Source organism: Ensifer sp. BR816, from assembly GCF_000378985.1.
Taxonomy (GTDB): Bacteria; Pseudomonadota; Alphaproteobacteria; order Rhizobiales; family Rhizobiaceae; genus Sinorhizobium.
Map to the genome: position 1 here is coordinate 633013 of NZ_KB905370.1, position 17019 is coordinate 650031.

Below are 17019 nucleotides of genomic sequence, written 5' to 3' on the forward strand. Positions count from 1 at the left end.
AATCGTCAGTGTCCGTCGGGCTTAAACCACGTTTCTGCAACAGCATAGTGACACGCAGGGGCGAGGCAACCCCCGATCCGGGCAATGCCTGAAGACGGAAACTACGCCTTCCCGGCCTCGAGCAGCCGAGCGACTTCGGCGAGGAGCCGCTCCGGTTCGGCCGGCTTTGTCAGCACTGCCTCCGCACCGCTCGCAAGCAACAACCGATGAAGATCGCGGCGAGCGTCCGACGTCAGGACCACCACCGGTATCCGGCTCCAGCTCCCGGGCGCTTCCCCCCCTCGAAGACGCCGGAGCAGGTCAAGGGCGTCGCCACCCGGCATGTTGAAGTCCGTTACGATGAGGCCCGGTGCACCCTTCCCCTGCATGAACGCCTCGAGCGCCGCGAAGTCGCCGACGTGGTCTACGGCTTTGCCGTCCCTCTCCAGCATCTTCCGCAGCACCAGGGCGTTTACCGGATCGTCCTCGGCGAGCAGAACCCGGCGACCATCCTGCAGGGCCGCCGCCGCCTTGGGCGGTTCCGCCCTCAGCATTGGCCTGTTGTCGTTGATGCCGTCGCGTTTCTCGATGCCCGTCAGCCGGCCGAGCAGCACCTCCACCAGGGACTTTTCCCGCAAGGGACGGATCAGCCAGGCTTCGTACCCGCCCATCCGGTTCACCGGATGGCTCGTGCGCTCTTCCGGGCTGATCAGGCAGGTCCTGCGCCATTGCTGACGTTCGATTGCCGGCTCCAGGGACAGGAGTTCGCGGAATTGCGCGGCGTGTCGGTGATCGACGATGATGTCCGTCAGCGGCAAGCGGCCGGCGAGCACCTTGGCCACCACGCCGCGCGCGGCCGACAGCGTCGGGGCGCGATGGCATTGGCCACCAAGCGTCTCGATCGTCGAGGCAAGGGCCGTCGAAGCGGGGCCGTCGGGAGCGAGCACGAGCACATGCGCGGCGGCGAGGATGCCGCGGCGGGGATGAGCCGCTGAATCGGCCCCCTCGATCGGAAAGCAAATTTCGAAGCGGCTTCCCTCTCCCGCGACGCTCGACGCCGTCAGGTTGCCGCCGAAAGCCTCCATGATGCGGCGGGATATCGCCAGCCCAAGACCGGTTCCCTTGGAACGCTGGGCGTCGTCACCGGCCTGCTCGAAGTCCTCGAAGACGCGCGCCAGTTCGTCTGCCGACATGCCGGGGCCGCTGTCATCGACACGAATGCGGATCTGTCCCCCGACGACGTCGGCCGTGACCAGCACGCCGCCGGTCTCGGTGAATTTCACGGCGTTGCCGATGACGTTGAACAGGACCTGCCGCAGGCGTGCAGAATCGAACGCAAAGCGGGTCGGCACCGTGGCATCGATCGCCGCACCGATTTCGATACCTTTCTCGTGGGCGCGATGAGAAAGCATCTCGACCACGTTCTCGATCACCAGGCGCAGTTCCTGCTCGGACGGATGCAACTGGAACCGGCCGGCCGAGAGCGCGGAGAAATCGATCAGGTCCTCTACGAGTTGTACCAGGGCATGGCCGGACTGCTGCATGTCCGCGAGATAGTTCCGCTGCTCGGGCGACAATTGCGTCTGGGCGAGCAGATGGCTCATCCCGAGGATGCCGGAAAGCGGCGTGCGGATCTCGTGTGTCACGGTCGCAAGCAGGCGTGACTTTGCCTGGCTCGCCTCTTCGGCGCGCAGCCGCGCCTCCTCCCCCCGACGCGCTGCCTGCGCCTCTTCCGTCACGTCCCGGGCGATGCTGTGGCGCATCAGCCGGCCGCTTGCCGGCTCACGGATGACGACATCATGCCAATCGTAGAGGCGCGTGCCGGCCGGCGTCGCGAACCGCACGATGAAACGGTCGGGATCCGGCCGCGGCTCAAAAATGAGGCCCAGCGAAGCGCAGGTCAGCCCGCCTACGTCCGTCCGGCCGCACATCCGACGGAAGACGCCATTCGCCTGCACGATCCGCCCATCCATTCCACGAATGAGGGCAATGTCCCCCAGCGCGTCATGGATGGTCGAAAGCAGCTTGGCGGTTTCCGCACATTGCCGCTCCGCATCGCTTGCGACTTTGCCCGGCTGGGGGGGTGCGCTGTCGCTGGAGAGCAGCAGGAATGCGCCGGCGAGAGCGCCGACGGCCGCAAGGGCCGGGAACAGATGAAGGCCGGCGCGCACGCCGACGACGAGGAGAAGCGCTGCGGCACAGAGACCGGCGAGAGCAAGAAAAATGCGGCCAACGGACATTTCCCGGCCGGTCGGCGACCGGGAAAGGCCACCGGCGATCGCCGTGACCATGGCGGATGATGCGACGTCAATGGCGTCGGATCTTGCGCCCGAGCCGGCTCGTTTGGGCTGCTTGGCTGGTGAAGGCTCGCTCATGCCTTCAACCTGACATGGCAAGCCTTCCGAATGGCTTCAACGGACTTCTAAAGTTTTAGCGACCGCGTTTTTTTCGACTGCAACAGCTCGTCCAGGATGATCGCTCCGGCGCCGACGGTGATGAAACTGTCGGCGAGATTGAAGACGGCGAAGGACCAGGTGGCGGTGTGGAACAGGATGTAGTCGATGACATAGCCGAAGAGCAGCCGGTCGACGAGATTGCCGAGTGCGCCGGCGATGATCATCGCATAGCCGAGATGGGCGAAGAAGCGGTCCTTCGGGGTGCGGCGCCACAGCCAGAGCACGAAGGCGACGACGGCCAGGCGCATGCCGACGATGAACCAGCCCTCCATGCCGGACAGCATCGAGAAGGCGACACCGTAGTTATAGGTGCGATAGAGCGCGAGCATCGGGATGACCGGCACCGCCTCCTGGAAGGGCAGCAAGCCTTCCACCAGGTATTTGATGGCCTGGTCGGCAACGAGCGCGACGACAATGAAGAGCGCGATCGGCAGCGGCCTGGAAAAGACGGTGTTGTGTTCGCTCATCAGCGCTCATCCAAGGAAAGAAGGTGGCGGCGCGCCTCGAACAGCATGATGCCGGTGGCGATCGCCAGATTGAGCGAGTCGGCCCGGCCGGCTTGCGGAATGCGCGCCAATGCGCCGGCTTCGCGGGCGAGTTCGACCGGCAGGCCGGCCTGTTCGTTGCCCATCAGCAGGACGACCGGTTTCGACCGGTAGTCGATGGTGCGGTAGTCGACGGAGCCCGCCAGATGCGTCGCCACGACCTGGACCGCCGCCGACTTTTGCCAACGGACAAATTCGTCAACGCTGGCCCGGGCGATCGGCATGGCGAAGACCGAACCCATCGTCGCGCGCACCGTTTCGAGCGAGAAGGGATCGGTGGTCTCGCCGACCAGGATGATGCCGGAGGCGCCGGCGGCATCGGCCGTGCGGATGATCGTGCCGAGATTGCCGGGGTCGCGCACCCGGTCGAGCGCCACATAGGTCTCGCCCTCCTGCGGGCGGATGTCCTTCAGCGGCTGGTAGCGCTGCTCGAAGATGCCGACCACCATCTGAGGGTTGTCGCGGCGGGTGATCGTCGAGATCACCTTCTCGCTGACCTCAAGGACGAGCCCGCCCTTTGCCACCGTCTTGACCGCCACCTGCTCGACCTGCGGCTTGCCCTTGGCCGCCTTGGCATAGACGAGCGTCTTGATCTTCCAGCCGAGATCGAGCGCGTCGATCACCAGCTTCAGCCCTTCGGCCATGAAGGCATGCGTCTCGTCGCGGTGCTTCTTCTGGGCAAGGGCGCGGATGTCCTTGATGATCGGATTGGTGAGGCTCGTGACCTCCTTAACCTGGCCGACGCGCGGCGTGCCGTGATCGCTTCTGTCAGAGTTCATTTGGGTACCCAGCGGCTGAAGAGGGAGGTGGATAGCGCCCGCCCCGGCGCCGTGCCGTCGAGACCGCCCTCGCGGATGATGAGTTCGCCCGATTCCACCCGGCCGCCGCACCCGCGCATCGTCTCGCGCATGAGCTCGTGGATCGAATAGAAGCTTGCCCGGATGGAATAGGCGGTCAACACCAGGCCGCGGGCATCGGGCGACAGGATTTCGCGGCAAATGTCGAGCATCGCCGCCAGGTGGTCGAAGAGCTGCCAGACTTCGCCGTTCGGTCCCCGGCCGAACTTGGGCGGGTCGGTCAGGATGACGTCATAGCGGCTGCCGCGCCGCTCCTCGCGCTGGATGAACTTCATGGCGTCGTCGCAGATCCAGCGGATCGGCAATTTCTCGGCGCGCGCCATGGCCTGGTTCTCGCGCGCCCAGCCGATCGCCTTCTTCGACGCATCGACATGGGTCACTTCCGCGCCCGCCTTTGCGGCGATCAGCGAGGCGACGCCGGTATAGCCGAACAGGTTGAGAACCTTCAGCGGCCGGCCGGCCGATGCCACCTGGTCCTTCATCCACGACCAGTGGGCAAGCTGCTCCGGAAAAACGCCGACATGGCGGAAGGACGTGAAGCGGCCGAGAAAATCCGTGTCGAGCAGCTGCATCGGCCAGGTTTCGCCGAGCGCCTCGCGCGGGAAGCGCCAGCGCCCCATGCCGTCCTCCTCGGTGTCGCCGGTGAAGATCGCATCCGCCTTTTCCCAGACGGCGCCCGGCAATGCCTTCGGCCACAGCGCCTGCCCCTCGGGCCGGACGATGCGATAGGGTCCGTACTGCTCCAGCTTCTCGCCGTCGCCGCTGTCGATCAGATGATAGCCGCCGGTCGGTACCGTTTCGAGGATCAGCGGCACCGTCTCGGCCGGCTTCTCGCCGCTCCGCGGCCCGATGACACGGGCGGGGGTGTTTTCCTGTGCGGCCGGCCGTTGCGGTTTCTGCGGCGTCGTGTCGGGCGCCCTGGGCGCGGGCGTGGCGCCGGCCTTGCCCTTGGGGGCGCCGCTCTTTGCCGATGGATGCCGTTGCTCGTGGCGACCGCCACGCGCCTCCGCGCCGCGGCCCTTGGCCGCCGTGACCGAGGCGTTCTTCGATCGACGATCTTTTTCCTTCACGCGCTGACCCTTGGATTTTCGCTCGACCGCCGGCACATCCGCTCGTGTCCAACAAGACAGAATACGCCTCGCCGGCGCATCCCGAACGGGCGCGCCGCATGCTCGATGCGTGCAATAGCATCGCGGATGCTCTTGGCAAAGCCGTTTCCGGTCGGGCGGGGGAAGCCTGCCCTATCCCCCGTCAGTTCTGCGGCGCCGGCAGGTTCGTCTGCGCCAGCCTTTCAGCCTCGCTGCGGTGCTTTTCCGCCTCGCGATGCCACTTCAGCGCCTCGTGGGCTTCGTTGCGCGCACGGCGACGGTATTTTCCCTGGTTGAGCCAGACCGCGGCCGCTCCGAGGACCAGGCCGACGATGACTGCGGCAAACAGGAAGAGGAAAAAGGGCCCGGACACCGAAAGAACGTTGTCGGCGGTGTCGAACGGATTGAGCGCCAGCGTCACCGTCTGGCGGTTGGCGACGCTCAGGGCGATGAGGATCACCCCCAGCGGGACGAGCACGAGGATGTTGACGATTTTCTTGATCATGCACCGCTCCGGCTATGGCACCGGCTCGGAATGCTCTTCGGCAGGCACGGCGCGCAGATTGGAATGGGGGGACGCTTGCCGATTCGGAAAACGGCCGGCCGTGGCCGGCGCGCCTCTCGTTCAGTCATCTTCCCTGTCGTTCATGCCGGGATTGAGCCGCTCGCGCAGTTCCTTGCCGGTCTTGAAGAAGGGCACCCATTTTTCCTCGACGAAGACGGAGTCGCCGGTGCGCGGGTTGCGGCCCGAGCGCGACGGCCGGTTCTTCACCGAGAAAGCACCGAAGCCGCGCAATTCGACCCGGTTTCCGGCCGCAAGCGCATCAGTGATCTCATCGAGAACCGCATTGACGATATTTTCGACATCACGGTGATAGAGGTGCGGATTGCGCGCGGCGACAATCTGCACCAGTTCTGACTTGATCACTTTCGCCCCCTTGGTTTTTTTGCTTCTTCTGTCTGTTCTGTGACGCTTGGAAAGCCTCGTCCCACGGCCGATCTTACGGCGAGGGCCCTCATGGCGCCTCAGGGCAACTTGTCGCGCCTTCCCTATTGACCATCAACCTGCCAAACCGAAACAAGACCGTCAAGAAACAACTTGTCGCCGCCGATCTTTTCGAGCCCGTTCATCGCCGGAAAAGCGTCATATCCCAACAGCTTGAGCCAATGGGAGACGGCCGCCCCGAGACCGAACGGCAAGGAACCGCCCGGCGCCTTCCAATCCACCACCGGTAGATCCTTCGACACCTTGCGCTCGGCTAGAAAGGCCCGGATCTCGTCGTCTCCGCCGATCGTATCGATGAGCTTGCCCTGAAGGGCCTGCCGGCCGGTAAAGATGCGGCCATCGGCGAGCGCCAGCGCCTCCGCCCGCGGCAGCTTGCGCCGTTCGGCCACCAGATCGACGAACCAGTCGTAGCTGTCGTCGATCATCGTCTGGATCATCGCTCTCGCCTCCGGGCTCGGCGGGTGGAAGGGAGAGGGCTCGGCCTTCAGCGGCCGCGACTTTATCGACTCCAGCGACACGCCGACCTTGTCCATCAGTTGCTTGACCTGCGGATACTGGAAGATGACGCCAATCGAACCGGTGATGGAGGTTTCGCCGGCGACGATGCGATCGCCGGCAAGCGCGATCATATAGCCGGCGGAGGCGGCGAGCGTCCGGACATCGGCGACGACCGGCTTCTTGGCTGCGACCTTGCGGATCGCCTTGTAGAGCACTTCGCCGCCATAGGTAGTGCCGCCCGGCGACGATATCGTCACGATCAGGGCCTTGGCGGAACTATTGTCGGCGATCGTCTCCAGTCTCTCGACCAGTTCGCGATCGTCCTGGATGACGCCGGTAACGGTGACGCGCGCAACGTGATCGCGGGCGCGTTCGCCGACGTCGGTCCAGCCGGAGAAGGCAAGCAACGCGAGGCCGCCGAGAACAAGAATGGCGGCAGCCGCCCAGCGCCAGAAACTCAGCTTCCTGCGCAGGCTGCGGCGATCGGCAATGGCGAGTTCGTCCATGAATATCTCCCGAATTTTGGCGCGGGTCCTGTCAGTTTCCTCAGGAACATGCTATCTGCGCGCGCAGTGGCAGGCTAGATAGGCGCGGCTGGCGGCTGAGGAAAGCCAAAACCCGCGTTTTTCGCAGCCCCTTCAAAGTTTTTGTCCCTCCATTGCCGGACGATAACAAAATAACCATATTCGCCGTGACTTACGCCATTGTATGTAAATGCGGATCCGGCGGATATCGCAGGATCTCAAGAGAACTGACGGGCCCTTGATGCTGAACCAAGCGCGCTTTCCCGACATCTTTTCCGATTCGGGCACGAGTCCTGCGGATGCCTATGCATCGGCGGCGCGCCACTCCGCGCGGGTCAGGAGCCTGAAAGTCGTCCTGCCGCTCGCGGCCGGCGTCATTGCCCTCGTCTTTGCGGCCGTTTCCTTCGTGCGCGCCTTTCTGCCGGAAGACCTGCAGCTCGAGACCGCAACGATCGAAGACGGCAAGATCGTCATGCAGAATCCGGCAATTTCCGGCCGCAACCGGCAGGACATCAGCTATTCCATGAAAGCGCGGAGGGCGCTGCAGGACATCGCCAACCCGGACCTCATCACGCTTGAGCGGATCCATGCCGAAATGCCGGTCAACGACACGCTGGTCGCCACGGTGGAAGCGACGAGCGGCATTTACGATCGCGGTGCAAATACGCTCGATATGAACGCCCCGTTCACTATTTCTATGAATAATGGGGTCAATGCCGATTTCCAGACGGCCTATCTGGATATCAACGCCGGCGAAATGGAAACGAAACGTCCGATTGCCATCAGCATGAACGGCGGATCGATCATTGCGCAGTCGCTGCGAATGACAGATAAGGGACGTATTGTAACATTCGAAGGCATGGTCCGGGTCAATGTCGAACCCAGCGCCATCCGCAAAAACGCCAAATAGGACCCGGTGCACCCCATGTCGGTCACTTCTTCTGTTTCTTTTAAGGTATCCGCCGCCCTGGCTGCCGCCGGGATCGGCGCTTTGATGATTGCATCCGGCGCCTTGGCGCAGGCCACATCCAGCCGCATGAAGGGCATGCAGCTTTCCAACGACCAGCCAATCCAGATCGAGAGCGACAAGCTCGAGATCAAGGACCCTGAAAGCAAGGCGATTTTCACCGGCAATGTGAAGGTCGTACAGGGCACGACGACGCTGCAGGCCGGCAACATGACCGTCTTCTACAAGGCGACCGAGGGTGCGACGATCACCAGCGGCAACGCCGATATCGACCGGATCGAGGTCAGCAACAAGGTGTTCTTAAGTTCCGGCGCCCAACAGGCCACGGGCGATACCGGCCTTGTCAACCTGACCAAGCAGACGATCGTGCTCAAGGGAGAGAAGGTGGTGCTGTCGGAAGGCAAGAATGTCTTCGTCGGCTGCCAGTTGAATGTGCAGATGGATACGGGCGAAGCCCAGCTCGAGGCCTGCGGCGGCCGCGTGCAGATTCAGCTCGATCCGCAGTCCCGCAAGCAGAATTGATGCAAGATTCGGACGTGCAGATTCCCTTTTTTCCCAAACGCAAACGGGTCAAGAAGCCGTCGGCGGCAAGCGTCGCTGAGCGGTCGGTTGACAAGGCGCGCTATGACGGCACGCTGATCGCCCGTGGCCTGACGAAATCCTACCGCTCGCGCCGCGTCGTCAATGGCGTCTCGCTCGTCGTGCGGCGCGGCGAGGCGGTCGGCCTGCTCGGCCCGAACGGCGCCGGCAAGACGACCTGCTTCTATATGATCACCGGCCTGGTCCCCGTCGACGAGGGATCGATCGAGATCAACGGCAACGACGTCACCACCATGCCGATGTACCGCCGGGCACGGCTCGGCGTCGGCTACCTGCCGCAGGAGGCTTCGATCTTCCGTGGGCTGACGGTGGAGGAAAACATCCGCGCGGTGCTGGAGATCCACGACAAGAATGTCGATCGGCGCGAGAGCAAGCTCAACGACCTGCTTGGCGAATTTTCGATCACGCACTTACGCAAATCGCCTGCCATCGCGCTTTCGGGCGGCGAACGCCGACGCCTGGAAATCGCCCGTGCACTGGCAACCGACCCGACCTTCATGCTGCTCGACGAACCCTTTGCGGGCGTCGACCCGATCTCGGTTGCCGATATCCAGGCGCTGGTGCGGCACCTGACGTCGCGCGGCATCGGCGTGCTGATCACCGATCACAACGTGCGCGAGACACTCGGACTGATCGACCGCGCCTATATCATCCATGCCGGCGAAGTGCTCACGCATGGCCGTGCCAACGACATCGTCACCAATCCGGATGTGCGCAGGCTCTATCTCGGCGATAATTTCAGCCTGTAACCGATCCGTGCCGGCGAATCGGCCGGTACAACGCCTCGGCGCTTGACCAAATCCAAGTTATAAGCAATTTTTGGGCCAATTAATAAATGGCCCGTCCACGCAAGACAGGCCCGGAGATATGACGGGAGTTTCGCGTCTGCATGGCTTTGTCCGCCAGCCTTCATTTGCGACAGTCACAGTCGCTGGTCATGACGCCGCAACTGATGCAGTCGATCCAGCTGCTTCAGATGACGCATCTCGAACTCGGCCAGTTCATCGCCCAGGAAGTCGAAAAGAACCCGCTGCTTGAATTTCAATCGGCCGAGGAGACCGGCGGCTTCGGCTCGGACCGGTCCGAGCGCGAGGATGCCGGCCTGGCGGCCGAGGCGGATGGCGGCACGGAGCAGGCTGCCGGCACGGGCGACCTCTATGACAGTGCCACGTCACGCTCCGGCGAGCGGCTCAGCGAAGAGCTCGACGCCGATTTCGCCAACGTCTTCCAGGACGACACCGCCCCGCAGCGCGCCGATGCGCCGGAACTGCTCGGCCAATGGAAATCGATGCCGGGCGCCGGCGGCAGCGACGATGGCGAGGGATACGACCTTGACGATTTCGTCGCCGGCCGGAAGACCCTGCGCGAGACCCTGCTCGAGCAGATCCCCTTTGCGCTCGGTGCCCGCGGCGACCGGCTGATTGCCCAGCATCTCATCGACCAACTCGACGAAGCGGGCTATCTGCATGCGGAGATCGCCGAAACGGCGGCAAGGCTCGGCGCGGCCACGGAGGATGTGACGCGCGTGCTTCTCGTGCTGCAGCAGTTCGATCCGCCCGGCGTCTTCGCGCGCTCGCTCAGCGAGTGCCTCGCCATTCAGCTGCGCTTGCGCAACCGCCTCGATCCGGCCATGGCGGCGCTTGTCGCCCATCTCGAGCTTCTGGCGCGCCGTGACTTCGCGAGCCTCAAGAAGATTTGCGGCGTGGACGAGGAGGACCTCATCGACATGCTTGCGGAAATCCGCAAGCTCGATCCGAAGCCGGGGACCAGCTTCGAGACCGGGGTCAGCGAGTCGATCATACCGGATGTCATCGTGCGTTCGGCGCCCGATGGCGGCTGGCTGGTCGAGCTCAATCCCGACGCGCTGCCGCGGGTTCTGGTCAATCACGCCTATTTCGCCGAAATCTCGCGCGGCGCCCACAAAAACAGCGCCGAGCAGGCCTTCCTCAGCGAATGCATGCAGAACGCCAACTGGTTGACGCGCAGCCTCGACCAGCGTGCCAGGACGATCATGAAGGTCGCCAGCGAGATCGTTCGGCAGCAGGACGCCTTTTTGGTTCACGGCGTCGACCATTTGCGGCCGCTGAACCTCCGGATCGTCGCCGACGCGATCAAGATGCATGAATCGACGGTGAGCCGCGTTACGTCGAACAAGTACATGCTGACCCCGCGCGGCCTTTTCGAACTGAAGTATTTCTTCACCGTCTCGATCGGCTCGGCGGAGAACGGCGACGCCCATTCGGCGGAATCCGTCCGGCACCGCATCCGCACGTTGATCTCTCAGGAAAGCGCCGATGCTGTGCTGTCCGATGACGATATCGTCGATATCCTCAAGCAAGCCGGCGTCGACATCGCGCGGCGCACCGTCGCCAAATATCGCGAGGCGATGAACATCCCCTCCTCGGTCCAGCGGCGGCGCGAGAAGCGCGCCCTTGCCAAGGCGGCCGGCTTCTGATTGCGGTTTTTTTGCGGCTGCAATTGACTCCCCGCGGCGCAGGCGATATTAGGCCGCCGCGAATTGCCGAGGCCACCACTCCACTTCGGCGGCTCAAGGCGGCCCATCCGCACCCCTTGCCGAAACGCTTGGATGACGGAAGCGCTTGGAATAGACTGGATGCGCAAGTCACGAACGAGAGAGGAAACTCCATGAGTGTGCGTGTATCCGGTAAACATATGGAAATCGGTGAATCGTTTCGCTCGCGCATAGGCGAGCAGATCCGAGAGGCCGTAGCCAAATATTTCGACGGAGGATATTCAAGCCAGGTCACTGTGGAAAAGTCCGGCTCACGCTTCAGCGCCGACTGCAAGCTTCATCTCGATACGGGCGTGGTCTTGCAGGCAAACGGTCAGGCGAATGAGCCACAGGCGGCCTTTGATGCAGCCTCGGACCGCATCGAGAAGCGGCTCCGGCGCTACAAGCGTAAGCTCAAGGACCATCACAACGGCAATGGACAGAATGCTACCGAGGTGGCCTACAGGGTAATGGACTCGGTTCCTTTCGAGGACGAGGAAGTTCCCGATGATTATGCACCGACCATCGTTGCCGAAAGCACGAAACAATTGAGAACGATGTCCGTCGCCAACGCCGTCATGGCGCTCGACATGACGGACGAACCGGTGCTGATGTTCCGCAGCCCCGGCAAGGAAGATCTGAACATCGTCTATCGGCGCAACGATGGAAATATTGGCTGGATCGACGCCGCCAATATCAAAGGATGAGTGGGATAGGGGGATGCCGGCGTGGCCGGCCTTCCCCGCCGCTCCGATCGGTGGGCCGCCCGAAAAGCTCGACTTTTCTGTGCATGGGATCCACCAGGCTAAAGATGGTTAGAGCCATTGCGGCATATTTGTGATGAAGTTGTCAGGCTCTAACCGGCGAACGAGGATAAAAGAATGGCATTGGCAGGCTTGCTGCATCAAAATGCGATCATCCCGGCCATGAGGGCCAACTCGAAAAAACAGCTCCTTCTGGAATTGGCGTCAAGAGCATCGAAACTCACCGGTCTGCCGGAACGGGAGATTTTCGACGTCATCCTGCAGCGTGAACGGTTAGGCTCGACCGGCGTTGGCAACGGCATCGCCATTCCGCACGGAAAGCTCAGCAATCTTTCATCGCTCGTCGGCATCTTCGCACGGCTCGAGACGCCGGTCGATTTCGAGGCGCTCGACGACCAGCCGGTGGACCTCGTCTTCCTTCTGCTCGCGCCGGAGGGCGCCGGAGCCGATCATCTGAAGGCACTGTCGCGCATTGCCCGAGTGCTGCGCGACCACGACATGGTGACGCGGATCCGGGCGACCGAGTCCGCAAGCGCCATCTATATGCTCCTCAACGAAGACACGACCTCGCACGCCGCGTGAGAGACGGCTGGCATTTCATGTTTCTTGAATCGGGGCTGATTTAACGCCGTAGCGTGCAAGCGACCCGAGACCGGTGCGGCCACGCCTTCGGCAAGCGTCATCGCTTGTCGACGCCCAAGGTCTGCAGGCGCGAATAATCACGTAATTCAAGCGTTGCGCTGCTGCCCGCCTATCTCCGAAAGGTTGCTGTCGCCCATCCCCGGCGGCTATCGACAGCTTACCCGTCGTCGACAATAATCCACCTGAGCGTTCGATCTGCGGGAGGAGTACATCATGACGGGAAGGCTTTCGGGCAAGGTTGCGCTGATCAGCGGCGGCGCCGGCGGCTGCGGGCTGGCGGCGTCGCGGCTCTTCGCGCGCGAGGGCGCCAAAGTCGGCATCGTCGACCTGCCGAAGAGCAAGGGCGAGGAGGTCGCGGCGTCCATTCGCGCCGAGGGCGGGCAAGCCGTGTTCGCGGCCGCCGACGCCTCGGTCTCGGCCGAGGTCAGCGCCGCCGTCCGCACCGTCGAGGCTGCCTTCGGCCCGATAACCGTGCTCTTCAACCATGCCGGTATTCTCGCCGTCGGCCCTTTCCTCGAAACGGAGGAAGAGGAGTGGGACCGGCTGATGGCGGTGAATGTGAAGAGCATGTTCCTGATGACCAAGGCGGTGCTCCCGGGCATGATCGGCGCCGGCGGCGGCAGCATCGTCTGCACCTCGTCGATCTCGGCGGTCGCGGCGACGCCGATGGAAGTGCTCTACGACACGACCAAGGGCGCCTGCCACATGTTCGCCCGGGCGATTGCCGTCGAGTTTCGTGACCGGGGCATTCGCTGCAACGCCGTCTGCCCCGGCTTCATCGCCACCGATCACGGCAAGCGCGAGCTGGTGGGCCTGAGCAAATACGGGGTCGATGTGTCCGAGGCGGCAATCGCCGCCCAGCAGGGGCGGATGTGCGATCCGATGGAAGTCGCCAATGCCGCGCTGTTCCTGGCGAGCGATGAGGCGAGCTTCGTCAACGGCACGCACCTGTTCGTCGACAATTGCTTCACGGCCGTCTGAGGAGACAAAGCATGCTGCAAGCGGGTGGTCATTGGCGTAACTGGGTCGGAAATCAGTCCTGCATCGTCCGTCATCGCGGCGCGCCGGAGAGCGAAGCGGCGCTTGCCGAGATGGTGCGGGAAGCAACGTCCGCCGGTCTCAACGTGCGCTGCGCCGGCTCCGGCCATTCCTTCACCCCCGTCGCCCTGACGAGCGGCCTGCACCTGACACTGTCCGGCATGCAGGGCGTCACCCATATCGACCAGGCACGCAAACGGGTGTCGGTGAGCGCCGGAACAACGATCAACCAGCTCGGCAAGGCGCTGAAATCGAACGGCCTGTCGCTCATCAACCAGGGTGACATCGACAGCCAGGCGCTCGCCGGCGCACTCACCACCGGCACGCACGGCACCGGCGCGGCGCTCGGCAACATGGCGTCGCAGATCGTCGGCATGCGCCTCGTGCAGCCGGACGGCTCGATCCTCGTCGTCGACGAGACGACCCCGGATCTGCTGGAGGCGGCGCGAGTCTCCGTCGGCATGCTCGGCGTCATCTCGGAAATCACGCTGCAGGTGATGGACAGCTACAACCTTCATGAGAAGCTGTGGCGCTGCGACTTCGACGAATGCATGGAGCAGCATGACGAGCTCGCCGCCAAGCACCGGCATTTCGGCTTCTTCTGGTGCCCGGTTCCGGAAAGCCGCCATTGCTACTGCCTGCCGGATACCTCATCCGCCTCGACGACGGAAAAGACCGCCGACGTCTGCGAAATGAAGGTGATCGACATCACCGACCAGCCACCGATGGACGGCGCCTTCGAGCGGATCGCCTATTCCTCGGAGATCTACCCGATCGAATATGTCCCCAATTTCCATGAGCTCGAATATGCAGTGCCGGTCGCGCACGGCAAGGAAGCGGTCCAGGCGGTGCGCAAGCTGATGCTGGAGAAGCACCCGACCTGTATCTACCCGATCGAATACCGCTTCACCGCCGGCGATTCCGGCTGGATCAGCCCGTTCTTCGAGCAGGATTCGATCACCCTCTCCGTTTCCGGCGAGCCGGGCACCGATTATTGGGACTACCTGAAGGACGTCGACACGATCCTGCGGCAATACGGCTCGCGCCCGCATTGGGGCAAGCTGCACTTCCTCGGCGCCGAAGACGTGACGGCGCTCTATCCGCGCTCCGGCGACTTCCGGGCGTTAAGAGCGAAAGTCGACCCGGAGGGCCGCTTCCTCAACGACCACCTCCGGCAGCTCTTTGGATAGGGACTCTTGCAAGGTCGTTTGAACTTCACCTTACGCGGTGGCGCCGAACGCGGGTCGGACGAACAGTTGGGGCACCGAACCGGCTGCTAGCAGCACACCAAAACATCAGACGTTCAATAGCGACTCGTCGTACCAAACATCCTCATAGTTCCCGCTTACCAGAAATCGCCATCCGGGCGGCAAAGCAAGATACTTCTGAACCTCTGGCCACCAACCATCCAAATGCCGCACATGCAGTGGTTCAAAGAAATCTGGGTCGGCAGATAGCTCTTCACCGGTCCATATATACCAGCCGGTGGTGTCGCCTTCGGGCGGATGGCGCAAGCCATTTATGGGCGTTGTGCCATCCCAGCCGTTCAAAGCAATCCCTACCTTCATCCCTGGTGACGAAGGGTAGTAAGCCGTGCCGTATTTCTCGCAGATTTCTTTCTGCGCATTTTCAATTGCGTCGGTCAGGCGCAACTCCTCCTCCGTCCTCAGGCAGCCGGCGTTTCGCTTTCCGCGGCAACAACCTTCGGGCCACCCTTGGCGACGCCGACCATGGCCGGGCGGAGCACGCGCTCGCCGATCGTGTAGCCGGCCTGGACGACCTGGACGACCGTGTTGTTTGGAACCTCAGGGTTCGGAACCTCGAACATGGCCTGGTGGAAGTTCGGATCGAACTTCTGGCCGGTCGGGTCCAATTGCTTCACGCCATGGCGCTCGAGCGCGGACAGCATCGAGCGCTCGGTCATCTCCACGCCTTCGATCAGCGCCGTGAGGCCGGCATCGCCGGATTCCCGCGCCTCGGCCGGAATGGCTTCCAGCGCGCGGCGCAGATTGTCGGAGACGGCCAGCATGTCGCGCGCAAAACCGGCGACGGAATAGGACTTTGCATCCTTCACCTCGCGCTCGGTGCGGCGGCGCAGATTGTCCATCTCGGCGGCCAGGCGAAGATATTTGTCGCGCAACTCCGCATTTTCCGCCTTGGTGAGTTCCAGCGGGTCCGGCGCAGCGGCGGAAGCATCGGCCTCCGGCTTTTCCGCTTCGGGAGCGGCAGTCTTTACAGTCTCTTCCGGCGCCGCGGCCTCAGGTCCGTTCTTGTTCGTTTCGTCGGTCATGACGTTCTCCGAATGTCATCTCTTTGGTGTTCGGCATCATCAAACCAGCGGAAGTCGCTTTGCTTGAACGTTCTGTTGCCTGGATTTGAAGCCGATATCGAGGTTTGAGCTCGAAAAATCAAGGGTCCAGTGAACCCGATGCGCAAAAGGACGGCTTTAACGCGACAGTCGCGACATGAGCTGGGCGGTGTAATCCACCATCGGAACGATCCGCGAATAGTTGAGCCGCGTCGGGCCTATGACGCCGACGGCGCCGACGATCCGGTCGTCGCTGTCGCGATAGGGTGCGACGATCAGCGACGATCCGGACAGCGAAAACAGCTTGTTTTCCGAGCCGATGAAGATGCGCACGCCCGGACCGCTTTCGGCAAGATCGAGGAGTTCGATCAGGCTATCCTTCTTTTCGAGATCGTCGAACAGCATGCGCAGCCGTTCGATGTCCTCGCTTCCCTCCAGGCCTTCCAGCAGGTTGGCACGGCCGCGGACTATGAGGCGGGCGGGCTTTTCGTCGCCCTCGCTTCCCGACCAGATTGCAAGTCCGCGCTCGACCAGCTCATGCGATAGCGCGTCGAGTTCGCCGCGCACGGTTTCCTTGACCCTCTCCAACTGGCCTCGCAGTTCCGGGATGGTCTGGCCAGCAAGATGCGCGTTGACAAAGTTCGCCGCCTCCGTGAGCTGCGCGCTGGTGATGCCCGCCGGCAGCTCGATGATCCGGTTTTCCACCTGATCGTGATCGCCGACGAGGACCGCGAGCGCCTTGGTCGGCGCGAGCCGGATGAATTCGACGTGCTTGAGCACCGGATCGCTCTTCGTCGTGATCACGAGGCCGGCGCCGCGGGACATGCCCGACAGCATCTGGCTTGCCTCGGTGAGAAGACTTTCGACCGGTTGATCGCGCTCCCCCCGCCGCACCTGCCGATCGATCGAGGCGCGCTCCTCGGCGGAAAGGTTACCGACCTGCATGAATGCATCGACGAAAAAGCGCAGGCCGGTCTGCGTCGGCAAACGGCCTGCGCTGACATGAGGCGAATAGATCAGCCCCAGATCCTCGAGATCGCTCATCACATTGCGCACTGAGGCGGGAGACAGCGACATTGGCAGGAGGCGCGAAAGATTGCGTGACCCGAGCGGCTCGCCGCTTTCCAGATAGGTCTCGACGATGCGGCGAAAGATCTCGCCGGAGCGCTCGTCCAGCGTCGATGCGATCCCCTTCTTTTGAGGGTTGCGCAGTACCATGTCACTCCGTGCAAACA

Annotated in this window: 18 protein-coding genes; 8 read left to right on the forward strand and 10 right to left on the reverse strand. The window is 63.1% G+C overall.

Annotated elements, in window-relative coordinates; all coding sequences use genetic code 11:
- Positions 1-101: 101 nt before the first annotated feature.
- The 7 genes from RHIBR816_RS0102965 to sppA all read right to left on the reverse strand — a co-directional run bounded on the left by RHIBR816_RS0102965 (position 102) and on the right by sppA (position 6935).
- Complete coding sequence (locus RHIBR816_RS0102965) at positions 102-2354, reverse strand: hybrid sensor histidine kinase/response regulator (protein ID WP_018235043.1); 2253 nt, start codon at positions 2352-2354, stop codon at positions 102-104.
- A 47-nt stretch (positions 2355-2401) separates the two neighbouring features.
- The gene (gene lspA, locus RHIBR816_RS0102970) at positions 2402-2902 is read right to left on the reverse strand and encodes a signal peptidase II (RefSeq protein WP_018235044.1); all 501 of its coding nucleotides are present in this window, start codon (positions 2900-2902) and stop codon (positions 2402-2404) included.
- Positions 2902-3759 (reverse strand): RNA methyltransferase, encoded by an 858-nt coding sequence (locus RHIBR816_RS0102975; RefSeq protein WP_018235045.1) that lies wholly within the window; start codon positions 3757-3759, stop codon positions 2902-2904. Before RHIBR816_RS0102975 ends, lspA begins: the two co-directional genes overlap by 1 nt.
- Complete coding sequence (locus RHIBR816_RS0102980; protein ID WP_026186581.1) at positions 3756-4907, reverse strand: class I SAM-dependent rRNA methyltransferase; 1152 nt, start codon at positions 4905-4907, stop codon at positions 3756-3758. Before RHIBR816_RS0102980 ends, RHIBR816_RS0102975 begins: the two co-directional genes overlap by 4 nt.
- Before the next feature lie 181 nt (positions 4908-5088).
- Positions 5089-5430 (reverse strand): hypothetical protein, encoded by a 342-nt coding sequence (locus RHIBR816_RS0102985; RefSeq protein WP_018235047.1) that lies wholly within the window; start codon positions 5428-5430, stop codon positions 5089-5091.
- A gap of 120 nt (positions 5431-5550) precedes the next feature.
- Entirely contained in the window at positions 5551-5853 is a 303-nt protein-coding gene (locus RHIBR816_RS0102990; RefSeq protein WP_018235048.1) for an integration host factor subunit beta, read from the reverse strand.
- 122 nt (positions 5854-5975) lie between these two features.
- On the reverse strand, positions 5976-6935 hold the full coding sequence (sppA, locus tag RHIBR816_RS0102995; protein ID WP_018235049.1) for a signal peptide peptidase SppA: 960 nt from the start codon (positions 6933-6935) through the stop codon (positions 5976-5978).
- 259 nt (positions 6936-7194) lie between these two features.
- On the opposite strand from sppA, the gene lptC reads away from it, so the two are divergent.
- From lptC to RHIBR816_RS0103035, 8 genes are all read left to right on the forward strand, one after another.
- The gene (lptC, locus tag RHIBR816_RS0103000; protein ID WP_018235050.1) at positions 7195-7863 is read left to right on the forward strand and encodes an LPS export ABC transporter periplasmic protein LptC; all 669 of its coding nucleotides are present in this window, start codon (positions 7195-7197) and stop codon (positions 7861-7863) included.
- Between the two features lie 15 nt (positions 7864-7878).
- Complete coding sequence (locus RHIBR816_RS0103005) at positions 7879-8442, forward strand: LptA/OstA family protein (RefSeq protein ID WP_018235051.1); 564 nt, start codon at positions 7879-7881, stop codon at positions 8440-8442.
- 14 nt (positions 8443-8456) lie between these two features.
- Positions 8457-9269, forward strand: a complete 813-nt coding sequence (gene lptB / locus RHIBR816_RS0103010; RefSeq protein WP_026186582.1) for an LPS export ABC transporter ATP-binding protein — start codon at positions 8457-8459, stop codon at positions 9267-9269.
- 140 nt (positions 9270-9409) lie between these two features.
- Positions 9410-10975, forward strand: coding sequence for an RNA polymerase factor sigma-54 (gene rpoN / locus RHIBR816_RS0103015; RefSeq protein ID WP_018235053.1), 1566 nt, complete (start codon positions 9410-9412; stop codon positions 10973-10975).
- A 191-nt stretch (positions 10976-11166) separates the two neighbouring features.
- Positions 11167-11739, forward strand: a complete 573-nt coding sequence (gene hpf / locus RHIBR816_RS0103020) for a ribosome hibernation-promoting factor, HPF/YfiA family (RefSeq protein WP_026186583.1) — start codon at positions 11167-11169, stop codon at positions 11737-11739.
- Positions 11740-11913: 174 nt separating this feature from the next.
- Positions 11914-12378 carry a PTS IIA-like nitrogen regulatory protein PtsN gene (ptsN, locus tag RHIBR816_RS0103025; RefSeq protein WP_018235055.1) on the forward strand — a complete coding sequence of 155 codons (465 nt, stop codon included), beginning with the start codon at positions 11914-11916 and terminating at the stop codon, positions 12376-12378.
- Positions 12379-12651: 273 nt separating this feature from the next.
- Positions 12652-13419 (forward strand): SDR family NAD(P)-dependent oxidoreductase, encoded by a 768-nt coding sequence (locus RHIBR816_RS0103030; protein WP_018235056.1) that lies wholly within the window; start codon positions 12652-12654, stop codon positions 13417-13419.
- An 11-nt stretch (positions 13420-13430) separates the two neighbouring features.
- Positions 13431-14666 (forward strand): D-arabinono-1,4-lactone oxidase, encoded by a 1236-nt coding sequence (locus tag RHIBR816_RS0103035; protein ID WP_018235057.1) that lies wholly within the window; start codon positions 13431-13433, stop codon positions 14664-14666.
- Positions 14667-14771: 105 nt separating this feature from the next.
- Here RHIBR816_RS0103035 and RHIBR816_RS0103040 read toward each other — a convergent pair whose 3' ends face one another.
- The 3 genes from RHIBR816_RS0103040 to hrcA form a co-directional block, all read right to left on the reverse strand.
- Positions 14772-15128 carry a hypothetical protein gene (locus RHIBR816_RS0103040; RefSeq protein WP_018235058.1) on the reverse strand — a complete coding sequence of 119 codons (357 nt, stop codon included), beginning with the start codon at positions 15126-15128 and terminating at the stop codon, positions 14772-14774.
- A gap of 14 nt (positions 15129-15142) precedes the next feature.
- Entirely contained in the window at positions 15143-15766 is a 624-nt protein-coding gene (gene grpE / locus RHIBR816_RS0103045; protein WP_018235059.1) for a nucleotide exchange factor GrpE, read from the reverse strand.
- A gap of 156 nt (positions 15767-15922) precedes the next feature.
- The gene (hrcA, locus tag RHIBR816_RS0103050) at positions 15923-17002 is read right to left on the reverse strand and encodes a heat-inducible transcriptional repressor HrcA (protein WP_018235060.1); all 1080 of its coding nucleotides are present in this window, start codon (positions 17000-17002) and stop codon (positions 15923-15925) included.
- Positions 17003-17019: the final 17 nt, after the last annotated feature.